12 protein-coding genes are annotated in these 12,443 nt (G+C 64.3%); 6 read left to right on the top strand and 6 right to left on the bottom strand.

Features of this window, described 5'->3' with window-relative positions:
• Positions 1-49 precede the first annotated feature (49 nt).
• On the top strand, positions 50-1,597 hold the full coding sequence (locus ACWAT4_RS01565; RefSeq protein WP_449729653.1) for an alkaline phosphatase D family protein: 1,548 nt from the start codon (positions 50-52) through the stop codon (positions 1,595-1,597).
• Between the two features lie 13 nt (positions 1,598-1,610).
• Here the strand turns inward: ACWAT4_RS01565 and ACWAT4_RS01560 are convergent, their stop codons facing one another.
• Positions 1,611-1,994, bottom strand: a complete 384-nt coding sequence (locus ACWAT4_RS01560) for a response regulator (RefSeq protein ID WP_212303235.1) — start codon at positions 1,992-1,994, stop codon at positions 1,611-1,613.
• 185 nt (positions 1,995-2,179) lie between these two features.
• Here ACWAT4_RS01560 and ACWAT4_RS01555 point away from each other — a divergent pair, with 185 nt between their 5' ends.
• The 3 genes from ACWAT4_RS01555 to ACWAT4_RS01545 all read left to right on the top strand — a co-directional run bounded on the left by ACWAT4_RS01555 (position 2,180) and on the right by ACWAT4_RS01545 (position 6,554).
• A complete protein-coding gene (locus ACWAT4_RS01555; protein WP_449729652.1) occupies positions 2,180-2,959 on the top strand; it encodes a Crp/Fnr family transcriptional regulator in 780 nt (259 codons plus the stop codon).
• Between the two features lie 288 nt (positions 2,960-3,247).
• Positions 3,248-5,074, top strand: a complete 1,827-nt coding sequence (gene typA, locus ACWAT4_RS01550) for a translational GTPase TypA (protein ID WP_212303237.1) — start codon at positions 3,248-3,250, stop codon at positions 5,072-5,074.
• A 235-nt stretch (positions 5,075-5,309) separates the two neighbouring features.
• The gene (locus ACWAT4_RS01545) at positions 5,310-6,554 is read left to right on the top strand and encodes a flavin monoamine oxidase family protein (RefSeq protein WP_449729651.1); all 1,245 of its coding nucleotides are present in this window, start codon (positions 5,310-5,312) and stop codon (positions 6,552-6,554) included.
• A gap of 191 nt (positions 6,555-6,745) precedes the next feature.
• Here ACWAT4_RS01545 and ACWAT4_RS01540 read toward each other — a convergent pair whose 3' ends face one another.
• Genes ACWAT4_RS01540 through ACWAT4_RS01525 form a run of 4 tightly spaced genes read right to left on the bottom strand, consistent with a single transcriptional unit; the run spans position 6,746 to position 9,847 of the window.
• The gene (locus ACWAT4_RS01540; RefSeq protein ID WP_449729650.1) at positions 6,746-7,153 is read right to left on the bottom strand and encodes a thiol-disulfide oxidoreductase DCC family protein; all 408 of its coding nucleotides are present in this window, start codon (positions 7,151-7,153) and stop codon (positions 6,746-6,748) included.
• Complete coding sequence (locus tag ACWAT4_RS01535) at positions 7,153-8,472, bottom strand: SDR family oxidoreductase (RefSeq protein ID WP_449729649.1); 1,320 nt, start codon at positions 8,470-8,472, stop codon at positions 7,153-7,155. The genes ACWAT4_RS01540 and ACWAT4_RS01535 overlap by 1 nt, the downstream gene beginning before the upstream one ends.
• Positions 8,473-8,480: 8 nt before the next feature.
• On the bottom strand, positions 8,481-8,948 hold the full coding sequence (locus ACWAT4_RS01530) for a DUF2269 family protein (RefSeq protein WP_212446886.1): 468 nt from the start codon (positions 8,946-8,948) through the stop codon (positions 8,481-8,483).
• A complete protein-coding gene (locus ACWAT4_RS01525; RefSeq protein WP_449729648.1) occupies positions 8,945-9,847 on the bottom strand; it encodes a dienelactone hydrolase family protein in 903 nt (300 codons plus the stop codon). Before ACWAT4_RS01525 ends, ACWAT4_RS01530 begins: the two co-directional genes overlap by 4 nt.
• A 266-nt stretch (positions 9,848-10,113) precedes the next feature.
• On the opposite strand from ACWAT4_RS01525, the gene ACWAT4_RS01520 reads away from it, so the two are divergent.
• Positions 10,114-10,623, top strand: a complete 510-nt coding sequence (locus ACWAT4_RS01520) for a GNAT family N-acetyltransferase (protein WP_027533231.1) — start codon at positions 10,114-10,116, stop codon at positions 10,621-10,623.
• Between the two features lie 199 nt (positions 10,624-10,822).
• Complete coding sequence (gene ppa / locus ACWAT4_RS01515) at positions 10,823-11,359, top strand: inorganic diphosphatase (RefSeq protein ID WP_212303243.1); 537 nt, start codon at positions 10,823-10,825, stop codon at positions 11,357-11,359.
• Between the two features lie 198 nt (positions 11,360-11,557).
• Here the strand turns inward: ppa and folD are convergent, their stop codons facing one another.
• Entirely contained in the window at positions 11,558-12,442 is an 885-nt protein-coding gene (folD, locus tag ACWAT4_RS01510; protein WP_449729647.1) for a bifunctional methylenetetrahydrofolate dehydrogenase/methenyltetrahydrofolate cyclohydrolase FolD, read from the bottom strand.
• Position 12,443 lies beyond the last annotated feature (1 nt).

Genomic DNA, 12,443 nt, shown 5'->3' with positions numbered 1-12,443 from the left:
TGCGCGCAAGACAGCTCGCCAGTGAGCCTGCTAGCCAGTGAGCCAGCCCATGAAGATCAAATTCTCCCGCCGCAAATTGCTCACCACCGGCGCTGGCGCACTCGGTGCGATCGCGATGCCGCATATGTCGCGCGCGGCCGACCGGCCTGCGGTCACCCATGGCGTGCAGTCCGGCGACGTCACCGTCGACGGCGGCGTGGTGTGGGCGCGGACCGACCGGCCGGCACAGATGCTGGTGGAGGTGGCGACGACGGAATCCTTCAAGGACGCCCGGGCGCTGCCGCCGATCGCGGCGCAGCCCGAGAGCGACTTCACCGCGAAGATGCTGGTGGACAATCTTCCAGGCGGACAGGACATCTTCTACCGCGTCCGTTTCCGCGATCTCTCACATACCGCGATCGAAGGCGAGCCGGTGGTCGGCCGCTTCCGCACCGCGCCGGCTGACCGCCGCGACGTCAGCTTCGTCTGGGGCGGCGACGTCGCCGGACAGGGCTGGGGCATCAATCCCGATGACGGCGGCATGCTCACATTCTCGGCCATGCGAAAACACCGGCCGGATTTCCTGCTGCATTCCGGCGACACCATCTATGCCGACGGCGTGATCCCCTCCGAGGTCAAGTTGGCCGACGGCAAGATCTGGAAGAACGTCACGATCCCCGAGAAGGCCAAGGTCGCGGAGACGCTGGACGAGTACCGCGCGGCGCACAAATACAATTTCACCGACGACAATATCCGTGCCTTCAATGCCGAAGTGCCGATCTTCGTGCAGTGGGACGATCACGAGGTGACCAACAATTGGTCGCTGTCGAAGGATCTGCCGTCAATCTACAAGGTGCGCGATATTTCGTTGCTCGCGGCTCGCGCCGGCCGCGCCTTCCACGAGATGTATCCGATGCGCGAGAGCATCGTTGAGCCGGGCCGGGTCTATCGCAAGATCGCCTACGGCCCGCATCTCGACGTGTTCGTGCTCGACGAGCGCAGCTATCGCGGCCCGAACGGCGCCAACCTCGAAACGGAATACGGCCCGGCCAGCTACTTCCTCGGGCCGGAGCAGATGGCTTGGCTCAAGCGCGGCCTGCTCAACTCGCGCGCGACGTGGAAGGTGATCGCCTCCGACATGCCGCTCAGCCTGATCGTCTATGATGACGCCACCAACAAGAAGGGCTCGGAAGCCTTCGCGCAGGGCGACGGCCCGGCGCGCGGCCGCGAGCTCGAGATCGCCGATATCCTGCGCTTCATCAAGATGGCACCGATCAGGAACACGGTATGGCTGACGGCGGACGTGCACTACGCCGCCGCGCATTACTACGACCCGAACAAGGCGCAATTCCAGGATTTCGAGCCGTTCTGGGAATTCGTCTCGGGTCCGCTGCACGCCGGCACGTTCGGGCCGAACGAACTCGACAACACGTTCGGCCCCGACGTGCGCTTCATCAAGGCGCCCGGCCCCGACAAGCAGAATCTGCCGCCGTCCGCCGGCATGCAGTTCTTCGGTCACGTCAAGATCGACGGTGCGTCGGGCCAGTTGACGGTGACGCTGCGCGACCGCGCCGACGTCGCGCTGTGGTCGACCACGCTCGACCCGAAATTCGCCTGACGCGGTCGCACCGTCACGCGCCGCGCGTCTGCAACGCCGCCTCCAGCGCATCGCTGGAGCACGGCTTTTGCAGCCGCGGCCGTGCGGCAAACTCCGGCGGGATGCTGGTCTCCGCACCGTAGCCGGTGACGAAGACGAAGGGAATTTTCAGCGCGGCGAGCCGCTCGGCGATCGCAAAACTCTTCTCGCGGATCAGCTCAACATCGAGCAGCGCGAAGTCAGGCGCACGTGCCGTGATCGCATTCAGCGCCTGCGCCACCGAGCCCGCCGTGCGCACACCGGTGACGCCAAAGCCGAGCAGACGATCCTCGAAATCGATGGCGATGATGGGATCGTCCTCGACGATCAGAACATCGGCAGGCATTGCGGCCGAGCCGTCCGGAGAAACAGGTATCATGATCCTGGCTGTCGAGGGCTGCATGTTGCACCGGTCAGGACAGCCTCATGCCGACACCTGCGCCCAGCGCATCGGAGGGTTCCCGGAACGAAACTCACCACAGAACAGTTTTGACGTCTGTCCAGATGTGCACACAGGCGATGAACGGAACTCGCTAGTGTGGAGAGGAGGATGGGGAGTTCGCGATGGATGCGCGTATCAGCAAGGCAAATGAGGTCGAGAGCCGGCCCGCCAACAATCTGCTGCGGCGCTTGAACTCCGCGGATTATGCGCTGCTCGCACCTTATGTCAGCGTTGACGACGTCGGTGCGAGCCACCTGCTCTACAGTCCCGGCGACGATGTTCAGGTCGTGCACTTTCCCTGCGGTCCGTCGCTCGCAACGTTTCTCGTCCCGAACGAAGACGGCCGCGACGTCGAGACCATTCTGGTCGGCCGCGAAGGCGCGGTGGGCGGCATCGTCAGCGAGGGATTTCTACCGGCCTACACCCGCATCTGCGTCAAATTCGGCGGACCGTTTGCGCGCATCCATGTCGGCAGACTGGAGGCGGCGAAGGCGCGCTCGCCGTCGCTGCGCAATATCTTCGCCCGCTACGCCGACTGCATGCTGGCACAGATTTTCCAGTCGACCGCCTGCAACGCGATTCATTCGATCGAGCAGCGCACGGCGAAATGGATCATCGCGGCGATGGAACGGACTGGCGACGAGAGCAGCGTACCGCTGACACACGAGCAGCTCGCCACCTTGCTCGGGGTGGGGCGCAGCTATGCCAGCCGCGTGCTGCAATCGTTCAAGGCCGAGGGCGTGCTCGACACGCGGCGCGGTTCGATCCTGGTCCGCAACCATGACGGCCTGCGCCTGCGCGCCTGCCTCTGCAACGACGCCGTGAAGATGCATTTCGAGGAGGTGCTGCGCGGGGTCTATCCGACCGAGGAGGTCAACCACAGCTCCGCTCAGGGCCAGTAACGGCGGCCGGATCGCGAATAAAGGGCCGGTTCGGCCGGGGAATCGCCTAAGCCCCGGGGATTCCCGGACAAAATTCAGTCAACCAACCTCGAAAGAACGCATTGTTTTTTGGCGTTTTTTCCCTATATTGCGCCGCAAACGCATAGGCTACCCGGTCGATATGGCCGGGTTTCCTTTTTGGGCGTAGCAAGCCCCGTTTTCCACGTTTCAGCGTTGTCCGTGAAGAGGTCCCGGCTTGACCGGCGAGATCGCGCTTAACCCATTGTCCGACCGCAAAGAAGCTCACTCATGAACCTTCGTAACGTCGCCATCATCGCCCACGTCGACCACGGCAAGACGACCCTGGTCGACAAGCTCCTCCAGCAATCCGGCACGTTCCGCGAGAACCAGAAGGTGACGGATCGCGCCATGGACTCCAACGATCTGGAGCGCGAGCGCGGCATCACCATTCTGGCCAAGGCGGCCTCGGTGCAGTGGAAGGACACCCGCATCAACATCGTCGATACCCCAGGCCACGCCGATTTCGGCGGTGAGGTCGAGCGCATCCTGAACATGGTGGACGGTGCGCTGGTGCTGGTGGACGCCGCCGAAGGTCCGCTGCCGCAGACCAAGTTCGTGGTCTCCAAGGCGCTCAAGGTCGGCCTCAAGCCGATCGTCGTCATCAACAAGGTCGACCGTCCCGACGCGCGTCCGACCGAAGTCATCAACGAAGTGTTCGACCTGTTCGCGGCGCTCGACGCCAGCGAGGAGCAGCTCGACTTCCCGATTCTCTATGGATCAGCCAAGCAGGGCTGGATGGCCGACAGCCCGGAGGGTCCGCAGGACAAGGGCATGGAGCCGCTGTTCGACCTGATTCTGCGTCACGTCGCGCCGCCGAAGGTCGAGGAAGGCCCGTTCCGGATGATCGGCACCATCCTGGAAGCCAACCCCTATCTCGGCCGCATCATCACCGGCCGCATCTCGTCCGGCGTGCTCAAGCCGAACCAGCAGGTCAAGGTGCTGCATGCCGACGGCAAGCTGGTCGAGTCCGGCCGTATCACCAAGATCCTGGCGTTCCGCGGTCTCGAGCGCACGCCGCTCGATGAAGCCGAAGCAGGCGACATCGTCGCCATTGCCGGCCTGACCAAGGGCACCGTCGCCGACACGTTCTGCGATCCCACCGTCGAGGTGCCGTTGCCGGCGCAGCCGATCGATCCGCCGACCGTGTCGATGTCGTTCATCGTCAACAACTCCCCACTCGCCGGCACCGAAGGCGACAAGGTGACGAGCCGCATGATCCGCGACCGTCTGCTGCGCGAAGCCGAAGGCAACGTCGCACTGCGCGTCGTCGAGGCCGCCGACAAGGACGCGATGGAAGTCTCGGGCCGCGGCGAATTGCAGCTCGCGATCCTGATCGAAACCATGCGCCGCGAGGGCTTTGAGCTCTCGGTGTCGCGCCCGCGCGTCGTGTACCAGAAGGACGAAGCGACCGGCGCCACCATGGAGCCGATCGAGGAAGTCGTGATCGACGTCGACGAGGAGCATTCCGGCGTCGTCGTGCAGAAGATGAGCGAGCGCAAGTCCGAGCTGATCGAGATGAAGCCCTCGGGTGGCAATCGTCAGCGCCTGGTGTTCTACGCGCCGACCCGTGGCCTGATCGGCTACCAGGGCGAATTGCTCACCGACACCCGCGGCACCGCGATCATGAACCGCCTATTCCACGGCTATGCCCCCTACAAGGGCGAGATCCAGGGCCGCCGCAATGGCGTGCTGATCTCGAACGACCAGGGCGAAGCGGTGGCTTACGCCATGTTCAAGCTGGAAGACCGCGGCCCGATGATGATCGAGCCGGGCTGGAAGGTCTACAAGGGCATGATCGTCGGCGAGCACACCCGCGACAACGATCTCGAGATCAACGTGCTCAAGGGCAAGCAGCTCACCAACATCCGCACGACCTCGAAGGACGAAGCCGTGCGCCTGACCCCGCCGATCCGCATGACCCTCGAAAAGGCGCTCGCCTATATCGAGGACGACGAGCTCGTCGAGGTCACCCCGAAGTCGATCCGCCTGCGCAAGAAGCACCTCGACCCGAACGAGCGCAAGCGCGCGGAAAAGGCCAAGGAAGCGGTGGCGTAAGCTACCGCTCTCGCTCGGTGTCATTCCCCGCGACCCGGCTACGCCAAGGCTTCGCCGGATTGAGGTCTTGGGGCGCCGAAGCTGTAGCGTAGGCGGCAAGCGGGGAATCCCGTACGCCGCGGCCTCTCCGTGCTTAACGACCGTCTCTGGAATACTGGATCACCCGCTTTCGCGGGTGATGACACCTGTTTTGTGGTGCCTTCAGCACGCCCAGCGAACGTGCTAGAGCCGACCCATGTCCTTCCCCGCCTCCGTCGACGTCGCGATCATTGGCGCGGGCGCAGCCGGCCTCGGCGCTGCGCATGCGCTGGCAGGCTTCGGCCTCGCCGCGATCGTGCTGGAGGCGCGGGGCCGGCTCGGCGGCCGCGCCTGGACCGTACAGGCCTCGCCCGAGGTCACGTTCGACGTCGGCTGCGGCTGGCTGCACTCCGCTAACAAGAACTCCTTCGTCCCAATCGCACGCCAACTCGACTTCGAGCTCAACAAGGACCTGCCGCCCTGGCGCGAGCGCGCCTTCGGAAATGCGTTTCCGCAAAGCGAGCGCGATGATTTCATGCGCGCGATGGACGCGTTCTATGAGCGTCTCTGGCAGGCCGCGCAAAAGGGCAAGGACGAGCCCGCGAGCCTGAGCCTCGAGCCCGGCAATCGCTGGAATCCGATGATCGACGCGATCTCGACCTACATCAACGGCTGCGAACTCAAGGACATGTCGACGCTGGACTGGGACGCCTATGAGGACAGCGAGCTCAACTGGCGCGTCCACCGCGGCTATGGCGCGCTCATCGCGGCGTACGGCGCACCCTGCCCGGTGGTGCTGAACTGCAACGTCACGCTGATCGACCATACGGCCAAACGCATCCGCATCGCGACGTCGCAGGGCACGCTGACCGCCGACAAGGTGATCGTCACCGTGCCGACCAATCTGATCGCGGACGAAGCGATTAGATTCTCCCCACCACTTCCCGCCAAGGTCGACGCGGCGGCCGGCCTGCCGCTCGGTGTCGACGACAAGGTGACGCTGGCGCTCGAGGGCGCCGAAGCCTTCCCCAGGGAGGGCAATCTCCGCGGCGTCACCATGCGCACCGAGATGGGCACCTATCACATCCGCCCATTCGGCCAGCCCTGCATCGAGGGCTTCTTCGGCGGCAGCTTTGCCCGCGCACTGGAAGATGCCGGCGAAGGTGCCATCGCCGCACACAGCGTCGACGAGATCGCCAGCTTTCTCGGCAACGACATCCGCCGCAAGCTGAAGCCGCTCTACGAGTCGCGCTGGGCACATGACCCGTTTGCGAGAGGTTCCTATTCGCACGCGCTGCCAGGGCATGCGGGCGATCGCGCGGCGTTGAGCGCGCCGGTCGATGAGCGATTGTTCTTCGCGGGCGAAGCGACGTCGCCGACGTTCTTCACGACGGCGCATGGGGCGAGGGACAGCGGGGAGCGGGCGGCAAAGGAAGTGCTGGCGGCGATTGGAGACCGTTAGTCTATCTCCAATGTCGTCCCGGCGAAGGCCGGGACCCACCGCGTGATCTGTCGGTGAACCGCAGTCGTGGTCCCGCGGGCCAACCTTTGACTGCCAGCTTTGCCAAACTTCGCTCTGTGGTTATGGATCCCCCGGCCTTCGCCGGGACGACACTGAGGTCGTTGGCGCACCGTCCAATCACAACAACGGCTCTACTCAATCACCCGCGCCCGCAGATCCGCATCAGGCACGAAGCACGCATCGTACCTGCCGAAGATGCGATAGCGGTTGCGCGCGATGAGGCTGTAGACGGCATTCCGCAGCGGTTTCGGCGCAGCGAACAGCACTCGCGTGCAGCGCCAGCCCGGAAGATGCGAAAGCACCGTCAGCGCGGCGTCCGACTTCATGAATACCTCACCGCCGTGCACCACCGCGTTCGTGTCGGGATCATCCGGGTCGATGCCGAAGGTACGCGCGAGCTTTGCCCCATAGTCCGACTGGATCGGCGTGAAGCGAAACCGCTTCGACGCGTCGCGCTTGGCGACGAACCGCACCCAGCGCGAGCAGAAGATGCAGACGCCATCGAAGAGAATCACGTCGTCATCGGGCCACTTGCTCATCAACGATTATCCAGCATCAGAAGTGCGACCAGCATCAGGACGATCGCGGGCCCTGTCTTCACCAGCGCGCCCAGCGGCTCGATCCAGAGATCGGGCGTGAGGATTGCGGCACCGAACATATAGCCGAGCGAGGCGACGATACCGGCGGCCAACCCGATTGCAGCCGTGCGGCGGAAGACGATCAGCACGCCGATGCTCATGTCCATCAGGCTGGTGCCGATGGTGATGGGATCGACCAGCGCCGACGGGAAGCCGTGCGCGATCAAGATGCCGGCGGCGGCGCGATAGGACACGAGCAGCGCGATGAAGCCAGAGACGAGCCAGAACACGACCAGGCTCGCGACAATCAGCGCCTTGATCAGGACCAGCCGTGCAAACCATTTGTCCTGGATGGTGGCGGAATGGCGCCCGATCACAGCCATCAGCGTCCTCGGCACGAGGCCGGTGGCGGCGATCCACGCCGAGGGATCGCCGGTGACGCCACGACGCAGCTCGGCAACCGCCGTGGAGCGCATCGGCGGCATCCAGCCGAGCGTGCTGGCGAGATCGCCAATCTTCGCACCCAGATCGAGCATGAAGGACGGCATCGCCATCCGTGGCCAGCCGGCCGTGCCAAACGCATGCCGGAACTGTTTGATGACTCCGGCCATCGTGATCGGCTCGGATTGCATCAGGTCCCAGGTCACCGCTTGCACGGATGGATCGTCGATATCGCGTACGGCGAGCCAGGCGATGGTCGCCGCGATATCCTCGACCGCGACGGGCTGGAACGGCGTTGCCATCTCCGCCGCGGGAAGATCCAGCGGGAAAGCCGCGAGCGCGCGCAGCAGGGCGCTGCCGCCATAGGCTGACGGCGCGACCACGAAGCCGGGCCGCAGGATGGCGTGGGGAATGTCGGAGGCCGCGATCAGCCGCTCCGCCTCGCGCTTGGTCGTGGCGAACGCGGTGCGATCCGCTTCAGCAGTCCCGGGAATTGAAATATGGACCAGCCGGATCACACGGCCGCTGTCGGCAATCGCCTGAAGCAGACGCGCGACGAAATCGCGATGCACCGCATGGGTATCGCTGCCGGGGCCGTCCTGGAGCACGCCGAGACAGTTCACGACGATATCCACCGCGTGCTCACTCAGCAGGCGTGTTAACGCAGCCGCATCGCGCGACAAGATCGGCAGCTCGATATCCAGCGCGCTCATTGTCTGCGCCGGCGACAGGCTGCGCGCGAGACCGATCACGCGAAAACCTCGCGCGCGCAGATCGTCGGTGACGAAGCGGCCGATCAGGCCGGAGGCGCCAAGCACCAAGATGGTTCGCTGGTTCATCGCGTCCTTCAAAATGGTTTTGCGATCATCAGCCAGAGGATCAGCATCGTGGCGCCGAAGCCAGGGAAGCCGAACGCAAACCAGCGGCGGAACAGGACGACGTAGCGCTCCGGCAATGCCGTGCGCTGCGCGGCGGCCTTGCGCGCGAGATCGCGCATCTCGATCTGCATGAAGACGACGGGAATCCAGAACACGCCCGCGACGGCATAAAGCGCGAGCGAGGCCAGGATCCAGCGCTCCGCGATCGATGTGGCCGAGAGCATCATCAGCAGGCCGCCGGTGACCGGTTGCAGGATCACCGCCGACAGCGTGAAGATCGCGTCCGCAATCACCACCACCGAAGCCGTGCGGGCGATGAACTCTGCGTCGTTGGTCCGATGTGCCATCAGCATGAAGAAGGCGATGCCGGTTCCGGTGCCGAGAATGACGATGGCGCCGAGCACGTGCAGATACTTGACCAGGAAATACAGCGTCATGGCTTCTTGGTCGCCATAGGCCGAGGTGCGTTCATTGTCGGGTTCAGCGCACGCGCAAGCGCGCTGCTTGCGGCCTGGACGCCGGTCTCGGTCTCGATCATCCAATGGCCCTCGCTGCCGACGGCAGGCAGCGTGCGAAAATCGTCCTTGCCGCCACCGCCGCGAAACGCATCCGCCAAGGCTTTCGAAAATGCCGGCGAAAAATAGCTGTCATTGGCCGCAACCAGCGATGTGACGGGAATGCGCGCGGCCTTGCCGAATTCGGCAGCAGCGGCGAGCAGCGTATGTGGCGCACAGACCTTGTTTGGTTCGTCATTGGCATGACCGCCGCGCCCGGGCGCAAATGCAATGATAGCCGAGATCGCCTTCGGATCGGCATTCGCCAGCGCCAGCGCGCCCCATCCACCGGCAGAATGGCCGACCACGACCGCGGCATCCCTGCGAATAAAATCCTGTCTTTGCAGATAATCCAGTGCGAGCGAAATCTCCTCCGCGGTGGCGCGGCCCGCACGTGCATAGTCCGCTTCGTCGCAGCCGCCCTGGTCCTCGACATAGCGGCCGCCGGTCGCGCCATGGCCGAGCCGCTCCGGCACCAACACGGCAAAACCATGCGCGACCAGAAACGCCGCCAGCGCGCGATATTCCGGCTGCGGCATTTGCGCACGACGGAGCACATTCTGCGTCGATGCATGTGCGATCACCGCAAGCCGGAACGGACCGGCGCCGGCGGGGCGAAACAACAGCGCGCGCGCGGCAATGTCGGTATCCGGTGACGGCACGCGCCATTCCTGGCGGCGAAGCGGCTCTCCTTCGGGACCCGATCGCCCAAGCGTGACCTGGGCGCACAGAGGCGGTGCGGTCAGCAGAGACAGAAGTGCAAAGGTGTTGAGGAGCCGCATGAATTGCCGAAAGCGAACACGGATGGCGGGGGCCAGACTAGTCGGAACGAATCACTCCGGGCGGACTTTCTGCGTTGCCATCGCCGTTCATTCGTTGCGACGCCGAAGTTTTGCACTGACACACGGCAGGCCATTGCCGTTCGGAATGGCGTCTTGTCTTTTTTCGGTACAACATGGTTAAAATACTGATGCAGAAAGTCCACACGTTAACCGATAATTAACGATAGGTCTTGCCGCCAGCGCGGCGACTTGGTTTGATCGCGTCCATGAGCACAACCCTGATCGAGGTCCGGCCGGCCAAAGCTGCAGATGCAACTGCGGTGGCGTCCACCCATGACGAAGCCTGGCGCTCCGCCTATCAGGGCATCATTCCCGGCGCTGAGCTGGAGAAGCTGATCAACCGCCGCGGTCCGCAGTGGTGGGACAGCGCGATCCGCAAGGGCAGCCGCGTCAGCGTGCTCGTGTTCGGCGACAAGATCGCGGGCTACGCGAACTATGGCCGCAACCGCGCCCGCAGCCTGCATTTTGACGGCGAGATCTACGAGCTTTACCTGCGCCCCGAGTTTCAGGGCCTCGGCTTCGGCCGCCGCCTGTTCACCGCCGCCCGCCGCGACCTCATGCAGAGCAATCTGAAGAGCATGGTGGTGTGGGCGCTCTCGGATAACGACCCGGCGACTGAGTTCTACCGGGCCTTGGGCGGCCGCATGGTGGCACGCTCCTCGGAGCGGTTCGGGCCGAAGTCGCTCGACAAGGTTGCCTTCGCCTGGACTAACTAAAATTCGGACCAACTGAGCTGCTGAAAGCCTTCATCGGCAGCGTTCCTCCATCCGTCGATACCGTTGCCATTTTGCGCCGGTGATCGCTGGATTCATTATTTCATAAAAACACGATGGATCGGCGGGCCAAGCCCGCGTATGACAGCGCCAAAATCGCTGCCGGGCGCGATTTAACCTCGGCAACCACGGAGCCTTCTGAATGCGTATCGATGCGGTCTCGATCGGAAAAAATGTCCCTGAGGACGTCAATGTCATCATCGAAGTCCCCGTGGGCGGCGAGCCGATCAAATACGAAATGGACAAGGAGGCCGGCACGCTGGTGGTCGACCGCTTCCTGTACACGCCGATGCGTTACCCCGGTAACTACGGCTTCATCCCGCACACGTTGTCCGATGACGGCGATCCCTGCGACGTCCTGATCGTCAACACCCGCGCCATCATCCCCGGCGCCGTCATGAGCGTGCGCCCGGTCGGCGTTCTGTTCATGGAGGACGAGGCCGGCGGCGACGAGAAGATTCTGGCGGTGCCATCGTCGAAGCTGACGCAGCGCTACGACAAGGTGAAGTCGTATTCCGACCTGCCTGACATCACGCTGCAGCAGATCCAGCACTTCTTCGAGCACTACAAGGATCTCGAGAAGGGCAAGTGGGTGAAGATCACGCGCTGGGGCGGCCCCGAGGAAGCCCAGAAGCTGATCCTCGAAGGCATCGAGCGCGAGAAGAAAAAGAAGGGCTGACACCTGCTCCCTCGCCCCGCTTGCGGGGAGAGGGTTGAGGTGAGGGGGAGTCTCCGCAAATTCGGTGACAAAGACTCTCGCGGAGAGTCCCCTCACCCGGCGATTCGCGCGTAGCCGAAGCTTCGCTTCGGCGCTCTTTGAGAACGGCCGCCAGGGCGGCCGATGCTCTCCCCGCAAGCGGGGCGAGGTGAAGAAATCCTACACCGCCGGCTTCGGCAGGCCGGCGATCGCACACGCTGCGCGGAGTGTGTTCACCAGCAGGCAGGCCACTGTCATCTGGCCGACGCCCCCCGGCACCGGCGTAACCGCACCGGCAACGCCAAGCGCTTCCTGATACGCGACATCGCCGACGAGGCGGGTCTTGCCATCGTCCTGCGGAATGCGATTGATGCCGACGTCGATCACGGTCGCACCCGGCTTCAGCCAGTCGCCGCGCACCATCTCGGGCCTGCCGACAGCGGCGTAGACGAGGTCGGCCTGCTTCACGAGCCCGGCAAGGTCGCGCGAGCGCGAATGGGCGATCGTCACCGTGGCGTTCTCGTTCAATAGCAATTGCACCAGCGGACGGCCGACCAGGTTGGAGCGACCGATCACGATGGCATTCATGCCTTGCAGCGAGGCGTGCACGCTCTTGGTCAGGATGATGCAGCCGAGCGGCGTGCAGGGCGACAGCGCCTCGAAACCACCGGCGAGCCGGCCGGCATTATTCGGATGCAGGCCGTCGACATCCTTGGCGGGATCGATGGCATTGATCACGGCCTCGGTGTCCAGGCCCTTGGGCAGCGGCAGTTGCACCAGGATGCCGTGCACGGCGGGATCGCGGTTGAGCTTTGCGACGACGGCGAGCAGATCCGCTTGCGAGACGTCCGCGGGCAGCTTGTGCTCGAACGATGCCATGCCGGCGGCCTGGGTCTGCTTATGCTTGGAGCGGACATAGACCTCGCTGGCGGGATCATGACCGACCAGGACCACGGCGAGGCCCGGCACCAGATTGTGGTCGCGCTTGACGCGGGTGACCTCCTCGGCGACACGGGCGCGAAGGTCCGCGGCAATGACTTTTCCATCGATGATCTTGGCCGTCATG

This window comes from Bradyrhizobium sp. T-1 (genome assembly GCF_053592855.1).
Note: the sequence above shows the minus strand (reverse complement) of the source record. Positions and strands in the feature narration are given on the sequence as shown.

Excerpts from the sequence above, each read along its gene's own strand:
- ACWAT4_RS01565 (WP_449729653.1), top strand. The coding sequence starts at position 50 with ATGAAGATCAAATTCTCCCGCCGCAAATTGCTCACCACCGGCGCTGGC.
- ACWAT4_RS01560 (WP_212303235.1), bottom strand. The coding sequence starts at position 1,994 with ATGATACCTGTTTCTCCGGACGGCTCGGCCGCAATGCCTGCCGATGTT.
- ACWAT4_RS01555 (WP_449729652.1), top strand. The coding sequence starts at position 2,180 with ATGGATGCGCGTATCAGCAAGGCAAATGAGGTCGAGAGCCGGCCCGCC.
- typA (WP_212303237.1), top strand. The coding sequence starts at position 3,248 with ATGAACCTTCGTAACGTCGCCATCATCGCCCACGTCGACCACGGCAAG.
- ACWAT4_RS01545 (WP_449729651.1), top strand. The coding sequence starts at position 5,310 with ATGTCCTTCCCCGCCTCCGTCGACGTCGCGATCATTGGCGCGGGCGCA.
- ACWAT4_RS01540 (WP_449729650.1), bottom strand. The coding sequence starts at position 7,153 with ATGAGCAAGTGGCCCGATGACGACGTGATTCTCTTCGATGGCGTCTGC.
- ACWAT4_RS01535 (WP_449729649.1), bottom strand. The coding sequence starts at position 8,472 with ATGAACCAGCGAACCATCTTGGTGCTTGGCGCCTCCGGCCTGATCGGC.
- ACWAT4_RS01530 (WP_212446886.1), bottom strand. The coding sequence starts at position 8,948 with ATGACGCTGTATTTCCTGGTCAAGTATCTGCACGTGCTCGGCGCCATC.
- ACWAT4_RS01525 (WP_449729648.1), bottom strand. The coding sequence starts at position 9,847 with ATGCGGCTCCTCAACACCTTTGCACTTCTGTCTCTGCTGACCGCACCG.
- ACWAT4_RS01520 (WP_027533231.1), top strand. The coding sequence starts at position 10,114 with ATGAGCACAACCCTGATCGAGGTCCGGCCGGCCAAAGCTGCAGATGCA.
- ppa (WP_212303243.1), top strand. The coding sequence starts at position 10,823 with ATGCGTATCGATGCGGTCTCGATCGGAAAAAATGTCCCTGAGGACGTC.
- folD (WP_449729647.1), bottom strand. The coding sequence starts at position 12,442 with ATGACGGCCAAGATCATCGATGGAAAAGTCATTGCCGCGGACCTTCGC.